Origin of the sequence: Nitratireductor sp. PBL-C9 (assembly GCF_050877045.1) — a bacterium.
GTDB classification, from domain to species: Bacteria; Pseudomonadota; Alphaproteobacteria; order Rhizobiales; family Rhizobiaceae; genus Nitratireductor; species Nitratireductor aquimarinus.
Genome location: NZ_JBPAXW010000008.1, coordinates 42,695 through 63,781, shown reverse-complemented (window position 1 = coordinate 63,781; position 21,087 = coordinate 42,695). Strand labels below are relative to the sequence as shown.

Genomic DNA, 21,087 nt, shown 5'->3' with positions numbered 1-21,087 from the left:
CCATTCAACAAGGGAAGGAAGACGATGATCAGAAGCAAACCATGGTACCTCTCGCGCACCATCTGGGCGTCTGTGGTCACGATTGCGGCGACGGCGGCGAGTATGCTCGGCTATCCGGTCGGCGAGATCGACAGTTCGGCCGTGTCTGAAGGGCTGTTGCAGGCCATCACTGCCATTTCTGGGCTGGTCGCCATTTTCGGCAGGGTTCATGCCCGCAGCACGATTGCCTAGAAAGAGTTGCGAAGGCGGGCAATGACCCGCCTTCGCAAACCCAGCGCCCCGTAAAATAACACAGCCGTTCATTTCCTATTCAGGCTGTATGGGCTACACCGGATGCATGTTTTGGCATCGTGCAAATAAACCCTTCTTGCTGGTCGCTCTGGCGCTTTTGCCGGTGCTGATCTGGCCGTCCGCAGCCGCCGCCCAGCCGGGCGTCGATTGCTACTCCGTCGGTTCACGGGTTGCGGCCCAGAATGGCGGGCAACTGGTTCAGGCAACAGCCGAAGACCAGGGTGGAAAGACCGTCTGCAGGGTGGTCGTGGTCATTCCCGGTGGTAACGGGGAACGCCCGAAACGCGCCGAGTTCGTGGTGCCGGCCAATTGATGCCGCGCGCCCGGGCGAGGCGTTTGCCCGTGCGTGGCCTTTGAATGACGTGAAACAGGACAAGTCGAGGGGCTGATGCGCATTCTGGTTGTCGAAGACGACAAGGACCTCAACCGGCAGATCTGCGAAGCACTGACCGATGCCGGCTATGTGGTCGACAAGGCGTTCGATGGCGAGGAAGGGCATTTCCTCGGAGACACCGAGCCCTACGATGCGGTGGTTCTTGATATCGGATTGCCGCAGATGGACGGCATCAGCGTTCTGGAGCGCTGGCGTCAGGACGAGCGCAAGATGCCGGTCCTGATCCTGACGGCGCGTGACCGCTGGAGCGACAAGGTTGCCGGTATCGACGCGGGCGCTGACGATTATGTAACCAAGCCATTTCACATTGAGGAAGTCCTCGCGCGGCTGCGCGCGCTGATCCGGCGCGCGGCGGGTCATGCATCGTCTGAACTGCGATGTGGTCCGGTCCGCCTTGATACGAAAGCCTCGAAGGCGGATGTGGGGGGCGTTCCGCTGAAGCTGACGTCGCATGAGTACCGGCTGCTGGCCTATCTGATGCACCACAAGGATACGGTGGTTTCGCGCACGGAACTGGTCGAGCACCTGTACGACCAGGATTTCGACAGGGATTCCAATACGATCGAAGTGTTTGTCGGACGGTTGCGCAAGAAGCTTGGCGATGTGGATCTGATCGAAACCGTGCGTGGCATGGGATATCGTCTGCGCGAGCCGGGGGCCGGTTAGGCCGCCCCGATGGCTGACCATAACAAGCAATCCTATCTGAGGCGCATCCTGTCCCGCTCGCTTGCGGTGCGGGTGATTGCGTTTTCCTCTTTCTGGGCAATCATAGCGCTGGTGGTGATCGCCACCATCATCTCTGCGCTGTTCCGACAGGTCTCGGAACGGGGGTTTGACAGCGTTCTGTCAGCCTATCTGAACAATGTGATCGGTTCTGTCGGCGTGGCCGAGGATGGCGGGTTGCAGGGCAATCCGAACCTCGATGATCTACGCTTTCTGCAGCCGCAGTCGGGCTGGTACTGGGCGGTTGAGCCGGTGACGGATGATCTGGGGCGGGCGCTGCGCTCGCCGTCCATGGCGACGCCGATCCCTTCGCCAGACGCGTCCAGGGTGCCGTTCAATGCGGGCTTTCAACGCAATTACAAGGCGACCGGCCCGGGTGGCGACACGATCCAGGTGGTTGAGGCCGAGCTGGTGGTGGGCGATCAGGGGCAGGTTGCGCGCTTTCGCGTGATGGGCAACCGCAGCGAGCTGGAAGACGAAATCAGCCGCTTCATTCGCACACTCTATGGCTATCTCGCGCTTTTCGGCATTGGCATGGTGGCGATCAATGTCTTCGCCATTCTTTACGGTCTGCGCCCGTTGAACCGCGTGCAGCAGGCGCTTTCCGACATCAGGGCGGGAACGGCGCAGCGGCTGGCCGGGCCATTCCCCACGGAGATCGAGGCGCTTGCGGATGAGACCAATGCGCTGATCGACAACAACAGACGCATTGTCGAACGTTCACGCAAACAGGTGGGCAATCTGGCGCATTCGCTGAAGACGCCGCTTGCCGTGCTTATGAATGAAGGCGATGCGGTGGGCGGCGAGCGCGGCAAGCTGATCACCGCACAGGCCAAGGCGCTGCAACAGCAGCTTGACCACTATCTCCAGCGTGCGCGTGCTGCAGCACAGCGCGACAGCCTTGTGTTTCGGACACCGGTGCAGGCTTCTCTGGAGCGGATGGCGCGGGTGATGAGCAAGCTCAATCCGTCCATCGATCTGCAGGTGGAACTGCCCGACGAGGTGCTGGTCTTTGCCGGCGAGCGGGAGGATCTGGAGGAGATCAACGGCAATCTGATGGAGAATGCGATGAAGTGGGCCGCAGGCCAGGTCGCGCTGACCCTTGAAGAAGGGGGCGAGCCGGGCGAGGGGCGGGGCCTGCGCATCGTGATTGAAGATGACGGGCCTGGAATTCCCGAAGAGCAGGCGCGCGACGCAGTAAAACGCGGTCGCCGGCTCGATGAAACCAAGCCGGGAACAGGGCTGGGCCTTGCGATTGTTGCCGACCTGGTGGAAGAATACGGAGGCACGCTTGCGCTGGAGCGGTCTGTTCTTGGTGGGCTGAAAGCTGTCGTTACGCTGCCACGGGCCGAAGCATAGAATTGCTTGTTAAGGAAGATCGTCCAAATTAGGCCAAATCGATGCCCTAATCAGGGGCTCGTAAACGATGAGTGTGTCTCAGGGGATCATCGAGATCAATGAAACTCGCGCCAATCTTCGCTGTAGCGTTCTCCGCAGTTTTGTCGGGCTGCCTCAGCAGCAACATGTCCGGCTCGCAGCTTGAGCCCAATCAGTTCGCGGCGACGCAGACGCCTGCGGACAGCTCTGCCATTCTTGGCATGGAGGGCGGCGGGCTCGTCGGCGGTGAATTTGGTGACGCCCTGTCGCGACGGCAGAAGCGGCTTGCCATCGAGGCCGAGTACAAGGCGCTGGAAAATACGCCTGCCGGTCAGGATGTCTCGTGGCAGGATGCCTCGTCCGGACGGGCGGGAACAGTGCGCCCGGCGCAGCCTTACCGCGTCGGTTCGCAGGACTGCCGGCAGTATACCCATGTCATTCAGGTCAATGGCGGGCCGCGCGAGGCGCGCGGAACTGCTTGCCGCAACGAGGATGGCAGCTGGATGTTGCTCGGCTAACACATTGACAAGAAAGCGCAACTGGCCTGACTGACCGGTTGTGCCGGTTTCTGAACGTCTGGCATTTTAGGCGTTTGTGCGAGATGTTTGCACAGCGCAACCGTGACTTGCCAAATGGCCGCAGGCGTATCGAGTTGGCAGCGGGTTTGCCGACCGCTATTTAGGGCTCATGTTGTTCTGGATCCTTGCAGCCTTTTTGACCTTCGTCGCCGCTTTCGCCGTATTGCGGCCCTTTGCCGTGCGCAACGGGCAGGCAGACGATGCCCCCGCTCATGATATCGAGGTCTATCGAGACCAGCTCGATGAAGTCGAGCGCGATGCCGAGCGCGGTCTCATCGGACCGCAGGAGGCCGAGCAGGCGCGTGCCGAAATCGGCCGGCGCATCCTCAAGGCCTCCGAAGCGGCCGACAGCCAGGCCGGCAAGCGAAACGCCAGTCGACGCGTGACGCAGCTGACGGCTGCGATTGCAGTTCTGGCCGTACCGCTCGTCAGTTGGGGGCTCTACGTGTTTACCGGCTCGCCCAACATGCCGGCGCAGCCCTTTCATGCGCGTGCAACCGAAGAGCCGGCCAATGCCCCGATTGATGAGCTGGTGACGCGGGCGGAAGCCCATCTGGCCGAAAACCCCGACGATGCGCGCGGCTGGCAGGTTCTGGCTCCGGTCTATATGCGGATCGGCCGTTTCGGCGATGCACAGACCGCGTTGCGCAATATCATGCGCATATCCGGCGACAGTGCTGAGATGCAGTCTGCGCTGGGCGAAGCGATTGTCGGTGGCGCACAGGGCATGGTGACGGCGGAAGCCGAAGAGGCCTTCAATGCCGCCATTGCGCTTGACCCGAAGGAGCCGAGGGCGCGTTTCTTCCTTGGGCTGGCGCTGGCGCAGGATGGCGAAACCATAGATGCCCAGGCGATGTGGCGTGAGATGCTGGCTGACCTGCCGGGAGAATCGCCGTGGCGCGTGGCGGCGCGGCAGGCACTGCTGAGCTCGGGTGACACATCGGTGGCAGGCGCAGAAACCGCGCCAACGGGTCCAAGCGATGAGGATGTGGCTGCGGCAGCCGAACTCTCCCAGGCTGATCGTCAGGACATGATCGAAGGCATGGTTGCGAGCCTCGACGCCAAGCTGCAGGAAAACCCGGATGACATGGATGGATGGCAGCGTCTCATTCGTTCATACATCGTGCTGAAGCGTCCGGACGACGCAAAGGCCGCTCTGGAGCGAGCTTTGGCAGCCCTTGGGGCCGATGCGCCCGAGAGCCAGGAATTGAAAGCCTTCGCCGATAGTCTCGGCATCAAAAGCGAGTAGGTGTGACGTGACACGGAAACAGAAAAGACTGGCCGTCATCGCAGGCGCAATCGGTTTTCTGGGGCTCGCGACAGGGCTCACACTCTATGCGCTGGGCGAGCAGACGTCGTATTTCTATATGCCGGGCGACCTTGAAGAACGGCCGGTTGCGGCGGGTCAGCGCATACGTCTGGGCGGTCTTGTGGAGAAGGGCTCCATTCAGCGCGGCGACGACACATATGTGCGTTTTGCGGTCACGGATGGAACCGAATCCGTGGCGGTGCAGTATTCCGGCATTCTTCCGGACCTCTTCCGCGAAGAGCAGGGGGTTGTGACCGAAGGCGCCTTCGATCAGAACCGCAACTTCGTTGCTGATACGGTACTTGCCAAGCACGATGAGAACTACATGCCGCGGGAAGTTGCAGACAGCCTGAAGGAAAAGGGCGTCTGGAAAGAAGATTGAACGCGGCTGATCCTTTACACTGAAGTTTCTCCGCAGACGGCTTGATTGGAGCGTACCGGATAATGAGCATCGAACTCGGTCATTTCGCCCTTGTCCTGGCCTTTGCTTTGGCGCTCGTCCAGATGTCGGTGCCGATCATTGGCGCGCAGCTCAGGAACGAAACGCTGATGCGGGTCGCGGAGCCTGCGGCGATCACCAGCTTCATGCTGGTCGCCCTGTCCTTCATGGCGCTGACCTCGGCCTATATCCAGTCGGATTTCTCGGTGCTGAATGTGTGGGAGAACTCGCATTCGGCCAAGCCGATGCTGTTCAAGATCACCGGCACCTGGGGCAACCATGAAGGCTCCATGCTGTTATGGGTTCTGATCCTCGTGTTCTTCGGTGCGCTGGTGGCGTTCTTCGGCCGCAACCTGCCTCTTTCGCTGCGGGCCAATGTTCTTGGCGTGCAGGGGGCGATCAGCTGCGCATTCATCATTTTCATTCTGGCGACGTCGAATCCGTTTGCGCGGCTTGATCCGGCGCCGATTGAAGGCCGTGACCTCAACCCCATCCTTCAGGACATCGGGCTCGCCATCCATCCGCCGCTTCTCTATCTCGGCTATGTGGGCTTCTCGATTGCGTTTTCCTTCGCCATTGCGGCGCTGATCGAAGGCCGGCTCGATGCGGCCTGGGCGCGCTGGGTGCGTCCCTGGACGCTGGCCGCCTGGACCTTCCTGACGGGCGGCATCGCCATGGGCTCCTACTGGGCCTATTATGAGCTGGGATGGGGCGGCTTCTGGTTCTGGGACCCGGTGGAAAACGCTTCGCTTCTGCCCTGGCTGGGCGGCACCGCGCTATTGCATTCCGCACTGGTGATGGAGAAGCGCTCCGCGCTCAAGATCTGGACCGTGCTGCTGGCGATCCTGACCTTCTCGCTTTCGCTGCTGGGGACGTTCCTCGTGCGCTCCGGCGTGCTGACGTCCGTCCACGCCTTCGCGACGGACCCTGCGCGCGGCGTGTTCATTCTGGGCATCCTTGTCCTGTTCATCGGCGGATCGCTGGCGCTCTTTGCATGGCGGGCGGCGACGCTGACGTCGGGCGGGCTCTTTCAGCCCGTGTCGCGCGAAGGGGCGCTCGTTCTCAACAATCTGATCCTGACCACGGCGACGGCCACGGTGCTGATCGGCACGCTCTATCCGCTTCTGGTGGAGGCGGTGACGGGTGACAAGATTTCGGTCGGCGCGCCCTTCTTCAACCTGACATTCGGGCCGCTCATCCTTCCTCTGCTTGCAATCGTGCCCTTCGGCCCGCTGCTTGCGTGGAAGCGCGGTGATCTCTGGGCGGTCTCGCAGCGGCTCATCTGGGCCTTCGGCGGGGCGCTGGCGGTTGCGCTTCTGGCGCTGGTTCTGGTGGATCGCACTTCGGTTCTGGCTGCGCTGGGCATCGGCCTTGGCGCGTGGCTTGTGCTGGGGGCAATGACGGACCTCGTTATCAAGTCCGGTCTCGGCAAGGTTGCGCCTTCGGTTGCCTTCAGTCGCTTCAAGGGGCTGCCGCGTTCGGTGTTCGGCACAGCGCTCGCCCATGCGGGGCTTGGCCTCACCACCATCGGCATCGTGGCGGTGACCACGCTGGAGACGGAACGGATCGTCGCCATGGAGCCGGGCGAAGTCGTGGAAATTCATGGCTACAATCTGCGCTTCGACAGTTTCAGGCCCTTCACCGGGCCGAACTACACCGAGGATCAGGCGCGCTTCGTCCTGACGCGCGTGAGCGGCAGGCAGCTTGGCGAAATCGTTTCGTCGAAACGCTTCTACACGGCGCGTCAGATGCCGACCACGGAGGCGGGCATCCGCACGCTCGGCGTGAGCCAGCTCTATGTTTCGCTTGGCGACCAGACGCCCAACGGCAAGATTGTCGTGCGGATCTGGTGGAAGCCGATGGTGACGCTCATCTGGCTTGGCGCGCTCGTGATGATGATTGGCGGCACGGTGTCGCTGCTTGATCGCAGGCTGCGGATCGGAGCACCCATGCCCCGCAAGAAAGCCGCTCTGGCGCAGGGCGGACAGGCATGATGCGCAAGCCATTCAGCCTTCTGGCTGTGTCTGCGGCCGCACTCTTCCTGTCGCTGCAGCCGGTGGCGGCCGTGCAACCCGACGAGGTGCTGGAAGATCCGGCACTGGAAGCGCGCGCCCGCGATCTGTCGACCGAACTGCGGTGCATGGTCTGTCAGAATCAGTCGATTGACGATTCCGATGCCGAACTGGCGCGTGATCTGCGCGTTCTGGTTCGTGATCGTCTTCAGGCGGGCGACAGCAATGAGGAAGTGCTCGACTATGTGGTCGACCGGTATGGCGAGTTCGTTCTTCTCAAACCGCGCTTCAGCTATCGCAATGCGCTCCTTTGGGGCGCACCGTTTCTCCTGCTGCTGATCGGCGGTGCGATCATTTATGCGAATGCCCGCCGTCGCGGGGCCAGCGCGGGTCAACAGGCGCTGAGCGCGGAGGAGAAAGAGCGGCTTGACCGAATCTTGAACGAGCGTGATTGAGTTTTCGCTACGTCAAGCATTGCGTTGCGGGCGTTTCACCATAGCTTGAGCCTCTGGCTTCGGCCTGAAACGATCCATTGAGGCACACGCAAAAGGTAGGCGCATGACCGCGAAAACACTCAAGCTCGCTTTCCCCGGCCATTCAGGGGCTGAACTGGCCGCGCGTCTCGATCTGCCCAACGGCCCGGTTCGCGCCTATGCGCTGTTTGCCCACTGTTTTACCTGCTCCAAGGATTTGCTGGCGGCACGCCGGATTGCCGCCGATCTGGCGCGCAGTGGCATTGCCGTCCTGCGGTTCGATTTTACCGGGCTCGGATCGAGCGAGGGCGAATTTGCCTCCACAAACTTCTCGACCAATCTCGGTGACCTTCTAAGCGCTGCCGAATTCCTGAAAGAGCATTATGAAGCGCCGGGCGTCCTGATCGGGCATTCGCTTGGTGGTGCTGCCGTGCTTTCGATTGCGGCGCGTCTTCCTTCCGTCAAGGCGGTCGTCACCATTGGCGCACCTTCCGACACGGCGCATGTTCTAAGGCATCTCGGAGCATCGCCGGAGAGCATCGAAGCGGAAGGCGAGGTCGATGTCACCCTCGGCGGCCGCCCGTTCCGCGTTCAGCATCAGTTTGTCGAGGATGTGCGCTCGCATGCCCTGCTTGATGCCGTGGCTGCGATGCACAAGCCGCTTCTGGTCATGCATGCGCCGCTGGATGAGATCGTCGGCATCGAGAACGCTACGCAGATCTTCCTCGCCGCCAAACACCCCAAAAGCTTCGTATCGCTGGACAGCGGCGATCATCTTCTGACGGGGCAAGAGGATGCCGCGTTTGCCGCAAGTGTCATGACCGGCTGGCTCTCGCGCTACATCACCGGCGATGAGCCGCAGGGCGAGGCGCCCATCGAGCATGTCCGTGTCATGGAGACGGGGCAGGGGAAATTTCAGAACGCAGTGCAGGCGGGTCGCCATCGGCTGTTTGCCGATGAGCCGGAAAGCTATGGCGGGATGGACAGCGGACCGTCGCCCTACGACTTCCTCTCCATCGCGCTTGGCGCCTGCACGACCATGACGCTGCGCATGTATGCAGACCGCAAGAAACTCTCACTCGGCCGGATCAATGTGGACGTCTCGCATGCGAAGATTCACTCCAAAGATTGCGCTGACTGTTCCGAAGCGCTGAAGGAGCAGGGGAAGATAGACCGGTTTGAACGGGTCATCGATGTGGAGGGAGACATTTCGGAAGAGCTGCGCGACAAGCTGATAGAGATTGCCGGGAAATGCCCGGTTCACCGGACCCTGGAGAGCGTCGCACACGTGCATACGCGTGTCCGCGAGGGTGAAAGCATGACTGAGTAGGTGCAGCGAACATTACCAAAAATTCATCGGCTGGAAATGGCGCTGTAATGTTTGGGTCACTATCTCTGTCTTCGAAGACGGCGAGGCGCGCCGAAATGAAATGTTTTCAAGAGGATATCATTCCATGCATCAGAATGCTGACAACAACGCGACAAACAAGAGCGTTATCGGCAAGGGTCGCGGCCGGCTGATGGCCACGATTGCGTCTGTTGCGATTGCAGGTGCGGTCGGCTTTGGTGTCGTGACGAGCGGAACCGCGCCGGTGATGGCTGAGGCCGTTCGCCTCGAGCAGCCGGTTCAGGCTCCGAGCTTTGCCGACATCGTGGAAGAGGTTTCTCCCGCTGTCGTGAGCGTGCGCGTGAAGGCTGAAATCCAGACCACATCGGACCGTGGCGGCTCGTTCTTCGACATGCCGGGCTTCGAGGGACTGCCGGAAGGGCATCCGCTTGAGCGCTTCTTCCGCGAGTTCCGCGGCGAGCGTGGTGATCGCGGCTATGAGAAGGACCGCCGTCCCGACCGTCGCCAGCGTGCACGTCCGGTCTCTCAGGGTTCCGGCTTCTTCATCTCCGAAGACGGTTATCTGGTGACCAATAACCACGTGGTGGAAGGTGGCAGCAGCTTCACCGTCGTGATGGATGACGGCACCGAGATCGACGCCAAGCTGGTCGGCACCGACCCGCGCACCGATCTTGCCGTGCTGAAGGTCGATGAAGAGCGCGAGTTCACCTATGTCGACTTCGCCGATGATGCGCAGGTGCGTGTTGGCGACTGGGTCGTGGCCGTTGGTAATCCGTTCGGTCTCGGCGGCACCGTGACGGCGGGCATCGTATCGGCGCGTGGTCGTGACATCGGCGCAGGTCCTTACGATGACTTCATCCAGATCGACGCTGCCGTGAATCGCGGCAACTCCGGTGGTCCGGCTTTCAACCTGACGGGTGAAGTCGTTGGCGTGAACACGGCAATCTTCTCGCCTTCGGGCGGCAATGTGGGCATTGCCTTCGCTATTCCCGCGTCCATCGCCAAACAGGTGGTCAAAGACCTGATCGACGACGGTACCGTGGAGCGCGGCTGGCTCGGTGTCCAGATTCAGCCCGTGACCAAGGATATCGCTGAATCGGTTGGCCTCGACGAGGAAAAGGGTGCGCTGATTGCCGACGCGCAGACTGGTGAGCCTGCCGCCAAGGCTGGCATCCGCTCTGGCGACATCATCATCGCCGTTGAGGACAAGCCGGTCTCGTCGCCCAAGGAGCTTGCACGGCTTGTCGCCGGCTACGCCCCGGGCAATGACGTGGCGGTGACCGTGTGGCGCGACGGCAAGACCGAGAACCTCACGGTGACGCTTGCCGAAATGCCTGGCGTCAAAACAATGGCATCGGCAAGCGGTGGCGCGCAGCCGGATGCGGTGAACGCGCAGTTCGGCCTCAAGGTTACCCCGGCTGAAGATGGTGACGGTCTCGTTGTCACGGATGTCGAGCCCGGAAGCCCCGCCGATGATCGCGGCATTCGCGCCGGCGACATCATCCGCACTGTCAACTCTCAGGCGGTGAAGTCGGGCAAGGATGTCGAGGAAGCCGTTGCGGCTGCCGTTGAAGCCGGTCGCAAGGCCGTCCTGATCCAGATCCAGCGTGACGACGCAAGCCGTTTCGTTGCCCTGCCAACCGGCCAGGGCTGATCGCCTCACACAAGACCTCACATCTCCCCCGCAATCTTTGCGGGGGAGTTTGTCTTCTCTGAATTCGCTGGATCGGCAAACGGGGTATAACGGGCGTATGAAGATTCTTGTTATCGAAGACGACCGTGAAGCGGCGGACTATCTGAAGAACGCTTTTACCGAAGCCGGACACACGGCAGACATCGCCCGCGATGGCGATACCGGTTTTTCCATGGCCGATACCGGCAGCTACGATGTTTTCGTCGTCGACCGGATGCTGCCGCGCCGTGACGGCCTGTCGATCATCACGGAACTGCGTGAAGGCGGCAATGATACCCCGGCGCTCATCCTTTCGGCACTTGGCGAGGTGGACGACCGTGTGACGGGTCTGCGCGCCGGTGGCGATGATTACCTCACCAAACCCTATGCCTTCTCCGAACTGCTCGCCCGCATCGAAGTGCTGCGCCGTCGCGCTGGCGCGAAAGATGTCGAGACCTCCTACCAGGTCGGCGATCTGGAACTCGACCGCCTGTCGCATACGGTGCGCCGCGCGGGGCAGGAGATTGTGCTCCAGCCGCGTGAGTTCCGTCTTCTCGAATACATGATGCGCCATGCAGGCCAGGTGGTGACGCGCACCATGCTGCTCGAAAATGTCTGGGATTATCATTTTGACCCGCAGACCAACGTCATCGACGTGCATATCTCGCGCCTGCGCGGCAAGATCGAGAAGGGCTTTGACAAGCCGCTCCTTCATACGGTGCGCGGCGCCGGCTACATGCTGAAGGACTGATGGCGCGCATCCTTTCCATCCTCAACACGACGGCAGCGCGCCTCTCTGCGCTCTATCTCATCCTGTTTGCCGTCTGTGCCTCTTTCCTCGTCATCTACATGACGTCTCTGTCCGCCCGCATGCTGGTCGGGCAGACGCGCGATGCCATCAATGAAGAAGTGCGCGGCCTTGATCGCTCTTATCGGCGGGGTGGGCTGCCGCTCCTTGTTCGCGTGATTGAATCGCGCGCGCGCCAGCCGGGCGCAAATCTCTATCTGCTCGCAGACGCCAATGGCCGCATTCTCTCAGGCAATGTCGAAAGCCTCCAGCCGGGCGTTCTGGATGTGATGGGCTGGACAGAGCGCCCGTTCACCTACAGCCGTTTCGGTGAAGGCGAGGTGCGTCTGGACCCGAACGGGAGTGAAGCCAAACACAAGGCGGTGGCCGTTGTCTTTCGCCTGCCCAATCAGGTCATCGTCATGGTCGGGCGTGACCTGGGAGAGCCCGAGAAATTCCGCAGTGTGATGCAGCGCGCCCTTGTGGTGACGCTTGCAATCATGAGTGTCGGCGCGTTGCTGATCTGGTATTTCGTCGGCCGTCGCGCCCTGAAACGCATCGACCGCGTGTCTGAGGCAAGTCGCAGCATCATGGGTGGAGATCTGTCGCACCGGCTGCCGGTCTCCAGCGCAGGCGACGAGTTCGACCGTCTCTCCGACAATCTGAACAAGATGCTCGACCGCATCTCAGCCCTGAATGAAGGGTTGCGCCAGGTCTCCGACAACATCGCGCATGATCTGAAGACGCCCCTGACGAGACTGCGCAACCGGGCGGAAGCGGCACTCGCCGGCAAGCCGGAGACAGCGGATTACCGCGCCGCGCTTGAGCGCACGATTGCTGAATCCGACCAGCTCATCCGCACCTTCAATGCAATCCTGATGATCTCGCGCCTTGAGGCCGGCTATTCAGCCGAGGCGACCGGGATCATCGATCTGCGCGCGATCCTCGCCGATGTGGTCGAGCTCTATGAGCCGCTGGCCGAGGAGCAGGGCGTTGCGCTTGAAGCGCAGATCAACGGTGCGCTCGAAATGCCGGGCAACCGCGAGCTGATCGGACAGGCGCTGTCGAACATCGTCGACAATGCCATCAAATATTCCGCCGGTTCCGGCGAAAGCCCGGCAGTGAAGGTCTCTCTGGACAAGGTCGGCGACGAAATCCGCTTGACGGTTCGCGACAATGGCCCCGGCGTATCCGAGGCGGACCGGCAGCGCGTGACGGAGCGTTTCGTGCGGCTTGAGGAAAGCCGTACCCAGCCGGGTTCCGGCCTTGGTCTCAGCCTTGCCAAGGCGGTGATGACATTCCATGGTGGTCGCCTCGAATTTGCCGACAATGCGCCCGGTCTCGCCGTCACCATGGTGTTTCCCGCGGAGCCGCCGAAACGGAAATCGGAAGCGATTTTCAAGAAGCGTGACGCCTCTGCCTGACGGGGCGGACAAGCAAGAATGCCTGACTGAAGAGGGGACCGGAATGGGGCGTGATGCGGTTGCGGATGGGAGCCTGTGGTTCGGAGCGCCGGTCAAGGCGCTGACACCCGCCGACGCCGAGCAGGCTGCCGATGCGCTGGAAATGGTGCTTGAGGCCGCCCGTGACAATGAATGCCAACGGTTCGGCGATCTTCTTGCAGGCAAAACCGCGCTGACGGATTTTCTCGCGGCCGTGTTCGGGCTGTCGCCATTTCTGCGTGACTTCGCGCGCCGCAACCCTCAAGCGCTGGAAGCCCTGTTCGACACGCCGCTTGCCGCGCGGCTGGATGTTCTTTTCGAGGCAATCGAGCAGAGCGCCTTTGAAGAGGGGCAGAGCGAGAGCGGCCTCATGAAGGCCCTTCGCGATCTGAAGGCCGAGGCGCATTTCCTGATCGCGATTGCCCGCTTGGCAGATGCCGCCGATACGGCGCTCACCACCGAGCGGCTCAGCCTTCTTGCCGACAAGTGCATCCGCGCCAGCGTCGACTTTCTTCTCCTTGATGCGGACCGGGCTGGAAAACTCAAACTGCCGGATCGCGCAAACCCCTCCAGCGGCAGTGGCTGGATCGTTCTGGGCATGGGCAAGCTTGGCGCAAATGAACTCAACTTCTCATCCGATATCGACCTGATCGTTCTGGTCGATCCGCACGCGCCCGCCATCCCCGAGCCCTATGAGGCTGTCGATCTGTTCGTACGGCTGACGCGCCGGCTGGTGCGGATCCTTCAGGACCGCACCGAGCATGGCTATGTCTTCCGCACCGATCTGCGGCTGCGGCCCGATCCCGGCTCCACGCCGCTTGCCATCCCGGTCGGAGCCGCCCTTCACTATTACGAGAGCCGTGGCCAGAACTGGGAACGCGCGGCCATGATCAAGGCGCGGCCGATAGCGGGCGATCTCGCAGGCGGCGAGAGCTTCCTCAAGGAGCTGCAGCCCTATGTCTGGCGCAAATATCTCGACTATGCGGCGATTGCAGATGTGCATTCCATCAAGCGCCAGATCCATGCACACAAGGGGCATGGCGAGGTCGCGGTCAAGGGCCACAACGTCAAGCTCGGGCGTGGCGGCATTCGCGAGATCGAGTTCTTCGTTCAGACTCAGCAGCTCATTGCCGGCGGGCGATTTCCGGAGCTGCGCGGGCGGCGCACGGTCACGATGCTGGCGGAGCTTGCCCGCTGCGGCTGGATCGATGATGAAGCGCGCGATGCGCTGACGCACCAGTACTGGTTCCTCAGGGATGTGGAACACGCCCTGCAGATGGTGGCTGACGAACAGACACACACATTGCCGGAAGACGATGACGAGCTGGAGCGCATCGCTCATATGCTGGGCTTTGACAGCGCCGGGTCGTTTGCGGAAACGTTCCGCGAAAGTCTGCGCCTCGTGGAGCAGCATTATGCGGACCTGTTCGAGACCGCGCCGCAGCTTTCGCGCGGGGTCGGCAATCTCGTCTTCACCGGCGATGTGGATGATCCGGGCACACTCGAAACGCTGAGCGAGCTGGGTTTCGAGCGGCCAAGCGACATGTGCCGTGTGATCCGTGGCTGGCACTATGGACGCTACCGCGCGACACAGTCTGCCGAGGCGCGCGAAAGGCTGACCGAGCTGACCCCGGCGCTTCTCGAGGCCTTTGGCGGGACAAGGCGCGCCGATGAGGCGTTGCTGCGCTTCGACACGTTCCTTGCCGGTCTTCCAGCCGGCATTCAGCTTTTCTCTCTGCTTCAGTCCAACCCGGCGCTGCTCAACATGCTGGTCAGCATCATGGGCGCGGCCCCAAGGCTGGCGGCGATCATCACGCGGCGACCGCACGTGTTTGACGGTCTGCTCGACCCGGCGCTTCTCTCCGAACTGCCGGATCGCGCCTATCTCGCCGAGCGGCTGGACACGTTTCTGGCAGGAGCCCGGATTTTTGAGGAAATCCTCGACCGGCTGCGCATCTTCGCCGCCGAGCAGAAATTCCTGATCGGCATCCGGCTTCTCACCGGCGTCATTGATGCGTCCCGTGCGGGCAAGGCGTTTTCCGATCTCGCCGATCTTACTGTTGGCTCCGCGCTCGATGCGGTGATCGACAATTTTGCCGAACGCCATGGCCGCATCGCCGGCGGGCGCGCCGCCATTCTGGGCATGGGCAAGCTGGGCAGCCGTGAGCTGACCGCCGGTTCCGACATCGATCTGATCCTGCTTTACGATCACGATGCCGACGCGGACTATTCGGACGGGAAGAAGGAGCTTGCGCCGTCAGAATATTATGCGCGGCTTACCCAGCGGCTGATCGCCGCCGTTTCGGCCCCCACCGCAGAGGGCGTGCTTTACGAACTCGATCTGCGGCTTCGCCCGTCCGGCAACAAGGGGCCGGTCGCCACAAATATCGAGGCCTTCGCCCGTTACCAGCGCAACGAGGCGTGGACATGGGAGCATATGGCGTTGACGCGTGCGCGCGCCGTCGCCGGTGACCCGTCGCTCATGGAACGCGTTGAAGGGGAGGTGGGCGAAATCCTCTCTCTGCCACGCGATGCCGCGAAGATACGCGGCGAGGCGGCCGAAATGCGGCGCCTGCTCGAAGAGGAAAAGCCGGCCCGCGATATCTGGGATCTGAAGCTGGTTCCCGGCGGTTTGATCGATCTGGAATTCATCGCGCAGGTTGCGGCCCTGACCGGGAATATCGAGGAACAGGGCGAGGAGGCCACGGCAACCGGCGAGGTTCTGTCCGCGCTTTCAGAGGGCTTCTGTCCGCCGCAGGTCCGTCAGGAACTGGTCGATGCGCATGCGCTCTACATGACGCTCACGCAGACCACGCGGCTTTGCCTCGAAGGCGGCTTTGACCCGGACGAAGCGCCGCCGGGCTTTGCCGATCTGCTTCTTCGTCAGACCGACCTGCCGGAACTGCCGGTTCTCGCCGCCCATGTGGAGGAAACCGCCGGCAGGGTGCGCCGGCATTTCGAGGCGCTCATCGGCCCGGTTGAACAGGATTAAGCGAACCAGCCTCTAACGACTGTCATCAGGCGGCCACGGCCGGCTTCTTGCGCTCGCCTGCCGGCAGGCGGACGGACACAATGGTGCCGACGCCTTCGGTCGAGCGGATTTTCAGCACACCGCCATGCAACTCCGCCAGCGAGCGGGAGATGGCAAGCCCCAGCCCGGAGCCGGTATGGCTCTTGGAGAACTGGTTCTGCACCTGCTCGAAGGGGCGTCCGAGCTTTTTCAGCGCATCGCGCGGAATGCCGCAGCCCGAATCTTCGATGGTCAGCGTCACCGCCTGGCCAACCTTGCGCGCGCGCAGCGAGATGTGTCCGCCTTCGCCGGTGAACTTCACCGCGTTGGAGAGCAGGTTGATGACGATCTGCTTGATGGCGCGGCGGTCTGCGAAAACCTGCATGGTCTCCGGAATATCCATCTTCATGTCGATGGACTTCTCCGCCGCCTGAAGGTCCACCACCCGCACCGTCTCGCGGATCAGCGGGCACAGGTCGATCTCCTCGCAATCGACGGAGAACTGGCCCGCCTCGATCTTCGACATGTCGAGAATGTCGTTGATCACGCCCAGCAGGTAGGAGCCGCTGGAACAGATGTCCTGAACATATTCCGCATAGCGCTCGGAGCCGAGCGGGCCGAACATGCCCGACTGCATCACCTCGGAGAAACCGATGATGGCGTTGAGCGGCGTGCGCAACTCATGGGACATGTTGGCCAGGAATTCCGATTTCGCGCGGTTGGCCGCCTCGGCGCGCTCGGTCTCGCGCATGTATTTGCGGTTCAGCTCGCTGAGCTCGCGGGTGCGCTCCTGCTCGGCGCGGCGCGCAAGGCTCAGATCGTGAATGGTCGCCATCAGGCGGCGTTCGCTGTCGACCAGCTTGCCCTGATGCTGCTTCAGCTGGGTAATGTCGGTGCCCACCGACACGGTGCCGCCATCGCGCGTCTTCAATTCGGTGACCTGCAGCCAGCGTCCGTCTGCGAGCTGGCGCTCATAGGTCGCGCCATTGCCATTGCCGGAGGGGATGGCCAGCCTCCGCTCGGAGCGGAAAGCGGGCGCATGGGCCTCGATGTCGCGCCGGCGCGCGCCGGCCACGATCATGCTCTGGTCAACGCCCAGATCCTGCTTGTACTTCGTGTTGCACATGACGAGGCGCTCTGCGTAGTCCCACAGAACGAAGGATTCGCCGATGCTCTCGATTGCCGTGCGCAGCCGCTGGTCGGCCGCTTCCGTCTGCTGCACCAGCGTGCGCTGCTCGGTCACGTCCACGGCAATGCCGATCAGGTGCAGTTCGGGTGCGTTCGGGTCGACAACCTGCGCGCGGGCGCGCACCCAGACCCACTGGCCATCGGCGCGTTTCATGCGGAAAACCCGGTCCACATGGTCGATCTCGCGCGCCACGATGCGGTTGGCCAGATCGAACAGATCGCCATCCTCGGGGTGGATGATCTCCGCCACCTCGCCAAAGGAGAGCATGTCATCGGTGGTCTCGTAGCCGAGCATCTCGAACATCGAGCGCGACCAGAACATCTTGCCGCGCACCATGTCCCAGTCCCACAGTCCGCATTTGCCGCGCACCATGGCCATGTCGACCCGCTGATGGGCTTCCATGTAGATGCGGTCGGCGGCCTGCGCCCGCGCAGCCTGGCTGAAATAGGCGTAGAGGATCACCATCAGGATCGCCGCCGTCAGCGCAAACAGTGTCACGTTCAGCGAGACGGAGCGCCGCCAGTCGGCAAAGAGCGCGTCATGCGAGGTCAGCGCAATCGCCGATCCATCCTGTCCGGGCACATGCACGAGCGAGGCCAGCCAGCTCTCGCCGCCGATTTCCACGTTCATCACGCCGGCGCGTGCGCCGAACAGGAAGAGTGGCTGCCCGCCTGTCAGCACGGATTCCAGCGAACGGCCGACGAGGTCGGTCCCGTTGGGCGAGCTTGCGATCACGTCGAAACGGCTGTCGGTGATGGCCAGAACGCGTTGGTCTTCGGAACCCGCGCGGCGCATCGCTTCCTCGATCAGCATGCGTGCTTTGTGCGTCGGGTCGGCCTCGGTCGTGTCCACGGCCACGCTTGCGGCAAGCGAATCTGCGGCAAGCGCCAGCATGGTCCGCGCATCGCGTTCGATGTCGTCGCGCCAGGTGAACAGCGAGAGAAGGCGCGCTGCGGCCAGCACCAGCAGAAAGATGATGATCAGAATGGGGATCGAGCGGCGCAGATACGGTTCCACCGCCAGCAGACGCTCGTATGCCGGAGCAGCGATTATCTTGGCATTGCCGGCCAGTCCCATACGCCTTGCGCGTCGGGTTTTTGGCCCGGCAGCCATGCCCGCTATCAGGGGCAAAGCCCAACCCCCTGCCTTCGCCATCCGACGGGCTCCCTCGTTCCTCGGTTAAGTTCGGTGATTCGGCTCCGCCTGCTGCCGAATCATCCATAAGGAATCAAAGGTGATTCGCCTTGTCCAGATGTCATGGTAAAAAACTTATTAACGCGGCCCCTCAGGCCAGTGTCCTTTCAACGATATCCGCAAGATCGCGCGACAGGTTTTCACGTCCCGCCATGTCGGCAAGAAGCGCGCGGGCATGTTCGCGCCGGCCCTTCTCGAGCGACCGCCACGAGCGGAATGCGGTGGCCAGCCTTGCCGCCACCTGCGGGTTCTGTCCGTCCAGCGCCAGCACCGTGTCGGCGACAAGGCGGTAGCCTTCGCCATCGGCGCTGTGAAAGGCCGTCTGGTTGGCCATGGAGAAAGTGCCGATCAGCGCCCGGACGCGGTTGGGATTGGCGAGCGAGAAATGCGGATGCTCCATCAGCGACCGCACCAGCGATACGGCCCCTTCGGAGGGGATCATGGCCTGGATCTGAAGCCATTTGTCGAGCACCAGCGGCGTGTCGCGATAGCGTTCCTCGAAGGCCGCAAGAGCAGCCCTGCCATCCTCCGTGTCGTGGAAATACTGCGCCAGAATGGTCAGCGCGCCGGCGCGCTCGGTCATGTTGTCGGCATCGTCGAACTGCCGGCGTGCGGCCTGAGGGTTCCCTTCGCCGAGCACCAGATATTCCAGCAGCGTGTTGCGCAGGGCGCGGCGTCCGGCGCTGCGGGCATCGGGCGAGAAGGGGGCGTTGTCGTGCAGTCCCTCATAGAGGTCGCCAAACGTCTCCCGTCCTGCCTGCGCAATGGTCTCAAGCAGCGCCCTGCGGGCCGTGTGGATGGCGTCCGGATCGATGTCATGGCCGATTTCACGCGCTACGTCGGCCTCGCTGGGCAGGGTCAGAACCAGTGCGCGGAAGGCCTCTTCCAGCGTTGCATCGGCAGCCAGATCCAGCGCCAGCTGCACGAGATCGTCGGCGAAGGCCGGCTCCTTGCCGCCGCGCACGGCCTTGCTTGCGGCAATCAGCGTGTCGGTGAAGAGCGTCGTGAGCGCCTGCCAGCGCGAGAACGGGTCGCTGTCGTGACGGGCCAGGAACAGCCGGTCGGCGGTTCTGCCCTCGCTGCAGAGCGTCACCGGCGCTGAGAATCCACGGTTGACCGAGAACACTGGCCGCGCATTTACGCCTTTGAAAACAATCGTATGCCGGCGCTTGCGCAGGTGAATGACGCCATTTTCCACCACCGCGCCCTCAGCGCTTTCATAGGCGAGATCTTCACCTTCCGGCCCGACAAGGCCAAAGGCGAGGGGGATGTGCATCAGCCGCTTGCGGCTTTCAGAAGGTGTTGGCGGAACGGACTGCTCGATCTCCACCGTCAGCGTCTTCGCCCCGGCGTCATAGCGCGAGGAGAGCGCCACATTCGGGGTTCCTGCCTGATGATACCAGAGCGCGAACTGGGTGAGATCACGGCCCGAGGCATCCTCGAAGGCTTTTAGAAAATCCTCAATTGTCACGGCCTGCCCGTCATGCCGCTCGAAATAGAGGTCCATGCCGGCGCGGAACGCCTCTTCACCCAGAATGGTACGCAGCATGCGCACCACTTCCGAGCCCTTTTCGTAGACGGTCGCCGTGTAGAAATTGTTGATCTCGCGATAGCGCCGCGGCCGCACCGGATGGGCCAGCGGTCCCTGATCCTCGGGGAACTGGTGCGCCCGGAGCGCGCGCACCTCGCCGATGCGCTTGACCGCGCGCGACCGCTCGTCGGCAGAGAATTCATGGTCGCGGAAAACCGTCAGACCTTCCTTCAGGCAGAGCTGGAACCAGTCCCGGCAAGTGATTCTGTTGCCTGTCCAATTATGGAAATACTCATGCGCGATGATCGCCTCGATATTGGCGAAATCGACATCCGTGGCGGTCTCCGCATCGGCCAGCACATATTTGTCGTTGAAGACGTTGAGACCCTTGTTCTCCATCGCCCCCATGTTGAAATCCGACACGGCCACGATGTTGAACACATCGAGATCGTATTCCCGGCCGAAGCGCTCCTCGTCCCAGCGCATGGAGCGCTTGAGCGCGTCCATCGCGTAGGCGGCGCGTTCTTCCTTGCCGTGCTCCACATAGATGCCGAGCGAGACCTCGCGTCCCGACGCGGTGGTGAAGCTGTCCGTCACCACGCCAAGGTCGCCCGCCACCAGCGCAAACAGGTAGGAGGGTTTGGGGAACGGATCGTGCCAGACGGCAAAGTGCCTGCCATTCTCAAGCGCGCCGCTCTCGACCGGGTTGCCGTTCGACAGAAGCAGGGGGGCAGCCTTGCGGTCGGCTTCCATCCGCACCGTGTAGACCGACAGGATGTCAGGCCGGTCGAGGAAATAGGTGATCCGGCGAAACCCTTCCGCCTCGCACTGCGTGCAGAAGACGCCGCTTGAGACATAAAGCCCCATCAGTGTCGTGTTGCTCGAAGGCAGGACCCGCGTGACAATAGTCAGCTCGAATTCCCGCTCCTCGGGGAGTTTCCGGATGGTCAGCTTGTCGGGCGTCGCCTCGTAGCTTGAGACGGGCACATCGGCTCCGTTGATTCTCAGCGCTTCCAGCGTCAGCGCATCGCCATCGAGTTCCAGCGGCGCATCGTCCGGCGCATTCTCGGCCCGTTCCACCCGGAGCCGCGCAGTCACCAGCGTTTCGTCAGCGTCCAGCGCGAAATCGAGCGCAATCCCGGGGATGAGATAGGCGCTGGGTTTGTAGTCTTCGAGACGAAAAATCTGGCCGCTTTCTGTACGCATCTTCACTCTTTCCATGACCTGTGGCGCAGTGCGGGAAAATCCGCGTCCGCCTGGCCCAACAAAATCGGATTGCGGCTCTTTACACAACCATCCGGCTCGACAAAACTAAGGC

General features: G+C 62.3%; 16 protein-coding genes. 14 read left to right on the top strand and 2 right to left on the bottom strand.

What is annotated here, in order from left to right; all coding sequences use genetic code 11:
- Positions 1-24 precede the first annotated feature (24 nt).
- The 14 genes from ACRTG1_RS16950 (at position 25) to ACRTG1_RS16885 (ending at position 15,837) form a co-directional block, all read left to right on the top strand.
- Positions 25-231 carry a hypothetical protein gene (locus ACRTG1_RS16950; protein ID WP_206547315.1) on the top strand — a complete coding sequence of 69 codons (207 nt, stop codon included), beginning with the start codon at positions 25-27 and terminating at the stop codon, positions 229-231.
- A gap of 136 nt (positions 232-367) precedes the next feature.
- On the top strand, positions 368-604 hold the full coding sequence (locus ACRTG1_RS16945; protein ID WP_432516688.1) for a hypothetical protein: 237 nt from the start codon (positions 368-370) through the stop codon (positions 602-604).
- A gap of 75 nt (positions 605-679) precedes the next feature.
- Positions 680-1,351, top strand: a complete 672-nt coding sequence (locus tag ACRTG1_RS16940; RefSeq protein ID WP_206545916.1) for a response regulator transcription factor — start codon at positions 680-682, stop codon at positions 1,349-1,351.
- Between the two features lie 9 nt (positions 1,352-1,360).
- A complete protein-coding gene (locus ACRTG1_RS16935) occupies positions 1,361-2,767 on the top strand; it encodes a sensor histidine kinase (RefSeq protein WP_206545917.1) in 1,407 nt (468 codons plus the stop codon).
- Positions 2,768-2,865: 98 nt separating this feature from the next.
- Positions 2,866-3,303, top strand: coding sequence for an RT0821/Lpp0805 family surface protein (locus ACRTG1_RS16930; RefSeq protein ID WP_432516686.1), 438 nt, complete (start codon positions 2,866-2,868; stop codon positions 3,301-3,303).
- 169 nt (positions 3,304-3,472) lie between these two features.
- Positions 3,473-4,612, top strand: a complete 1,140-nt coding sequence (ccmI, locus tag ACRTG1_RS16925) for a c-type cytochrome biogenesis protein CcmI (RefSeq protein WP_432516684.1) — start codon at positions 3,473-3,475, stop codon at positions 4,610-4,612.
- A 7-nt stretch (positions 4,613-4,619) separates the two neighbouring features.
- Positions 4,620-5,054 (top strand): cytochrome c maturation protein CcmE, encoded by a 435-nt coding sequence (gene ccmE, locus ACRTG1_RS16920; RefSeq protein WP_113154616.1) that lies wholly within the window; start codon positions 4,620-4,622, stop codon positions 5,052-5,054.
- A gap of 62 nt (positions 5,055-5,116) precedes the next feature.
- On the top strand, positions 5,117-7,105 hold the full coding sequence (locus ACRTG1_RS16915; protein WP_432516682.1) for a heme lyase CcmF/NrfE family subunit: 1,989 nt from the start codon (positions 5,117-5,119) through the stop codon (positions 7,103-7,105).
- Entirely contained in the window at positions 7,105-7,578 is a 474-nt protein-coding gene (locus tag ACRTG1_RS16910) for a cytochrome c-type biogenesis protein CcmH (RefSeq protein WP_206547319.1), read from the top strand. The genes ACRTG1_RS16915 and ACRTG1_RS16910 overlap by 1 nt, the downstream gene beginning before the upstream one ends.
- A 103-nt stretch (positions 7,579-7,681) precedes the next feature.
- Positions 7,682-8,926 (top strand): bifunctional alpha/beta hydrolase/OsmC family protein, encoded by a 1,245-nt coding sequence (locus ACRTG1_RS16905; RefSeq protein ID WP_297562790.1) that lies wholly within the window; start codon positions 7,682-7,684, stop codon positions 8,924-8,926.
- A 124-nt stretch (positions 8,927-9,050) separates the two neighbouring features.
- On the top strand, positions 9,051-10,598 hold the full coding sequence (locus ACRTG1_RS16900; protein WP_432516681.1) for a Do family serine endopeptidase: 1,548 nt from the start codon (positions 9,051-9,053) through the stop codon (positions 10,596-10,598).
- A gap of 97 nt (positions 10,599-10,695) precedes the next feature.
- Positions 10,696-11,367 (top strand): response regulator transcription factor, encoded by a 672-nt coding sequence (locus ACRTG1_RS16895; RefSeq protein WP_113154620.1) that lies wholly within the window; start codon positions 10,696-10,698, stop codon positions 11,365-11,367.
- Positions 11,367-12,827 (top strand): sensor histidine kinase, encoded by a 1,461-nt coding sequence (locus tag ACRTG1_RS16890; RefSeq protein ID WP_432516679.1) that lies wholly within the window; start codon positions 11,367-11,369, stop codon positions 12,825-12,827. The genes ACRTG1_RS16895 and ACRTG1_RS16890 overlap by 1 nt, the downstream gene beginning before the upstream one ends.
- Before the next feature lie 43 nt (positions 12,828-12,870).
- Positions 12,871-15,837: a bifunctional [glutamine synthetase] adenylyltransferase/[glutamine synthetase]-adenylyl-L-tyrosine phosphorylase gene (locus ACRTG1_RS16885; RefSeq protein ID WP_299937078.1), complete on the top strand. Its 2,967-nt coding sequence runs from the start codon at positions 12,871-12,873 to the stop codon at positions 15,835-15,837.
- 25 nt (positions 15,838-15,862) lie between these two features.
- Here the strand turns inward: ACRTG1_RS16885 and ACRTG1_RS16880 are convergent, their stop codons facing one another.
- A complete protein-coding gene (locus tag ACRTG1_RS16880; protein WP_162742259.1) occupies positions 15,863-18,199 on the bottom strand; it encodes a PAS domain-containing sensor histidine kinase in 2,337 nt (778 codons plus the stop codon).
- Positions 18,200-18,329: 130 nt separating this feature from the next.
- Entirely contained in the window at positions 18,330-20,975 is a 2,646-nt protein-coding gene (gene pepN, locus ACRTG1_RS16875; RefSeq protein ID WP_432516678.1) for an aminopeptidase N, read from the bottom strand.
- Between the last annotated feature and the right edge of the window lie 112 nt (positions 20,976-21,087).

Coding starts and splice junctions, on each gene's coding strand:
- ACRTG1_RS16940 (WP_206545916.1), top strand. CDS start 680: ATGCGCATTCTGGTTGTCGAAGACGACAAGGACCTCAACCGGCAGATC.
- pepN (WP_432516678.1), bottom strand. CDS start 20,975: ATGCGTACAGAAAGCGGCCAGATTTTTCGTCTCGAAGACTACAAACCC.
- ACRTG1_RS16895 (WP_113154620.1), top strand. CDS start 10,696: ATGAAGATTCTTGTTATCGAAGACGACCGTGAAGCGGCGGACTATCTG.
- ACRTG1_RS16930 (WP_432516686.1), top strand. CDS start 2,866: ATGAAACTCGCGCCAATCTTCGCTGTAGCGTTCTCCGCAGTTTTGTCG.
- ACRTG1_RS16905 (WP_297562790.1), top strand. CDS start 7,682: ATGACCGCGAAAACACTCAAGCTCGCTTTCCCCGGCCATTCAGGGGCT.
- ACRTG1_RS16915 (WP_432516682.1), top strand. CDS start 5,117: ATGAGCATCGAACTCGGTCATTTCGCCCTTGTCCTGGCCTTTGCTTTG.
- ACRTG1_RS16910 (WP_206547319.1), top strand. CDS start 7,105: ATGCGCAAGCCATTCAGCCTTCTGGCTGTGTCTGCGGCCGCACTCTTC.
- ACRTG1_RS16900 (WP_432516681.1), top strand. CDS start 9,051: ATGCATCAGAATGCTGACAACAACGCGACAAACAAGAGCGTTATCGGC.
- ACRTG1_RS16890 (WP_432516679.1), top strand. CDS start 11,367: ATGGCGCGCATCCTTTCCATCCTCAACACGACGGCAGCGCGCCTCTCT.
- ACRTG1_RS16885 (WP_299937078.1), top strand. CDS start 12,871: ATGGGGCGTGATGCGGTTGCGGATGGGAGCCTGTGGTTCGGAGCGCCG.
- ccmI (WP_432516684.1), top strand. CDS start 3,473: ATGTTGTTCTGGATCCTTGCAGCCTTTTTGACCTTCGTCGCCGCTTTC.
- ACRTG1_RS16935 (WP_206545917.1), top strand. CDS start 1,361: ATGGCTGACCATAACAAGCAATCCTATCTGAGGCGCATCCTGTCCCGC.
- ACRTG1_RS16950 (WP_206547315.1), top strand. CDS start 25: ATGATCAGAAGCAAACCATGGTACCTCTCGCGCACCATCTGGGCGTCT.
- ACRTG1_RS16880 (WP_162742259.1), bottom strand. CDS start 18,199: ATGGCGAAGGCAGGGGGTTGGGCTTTGCCCCTGATAGCGGGCATGGCT.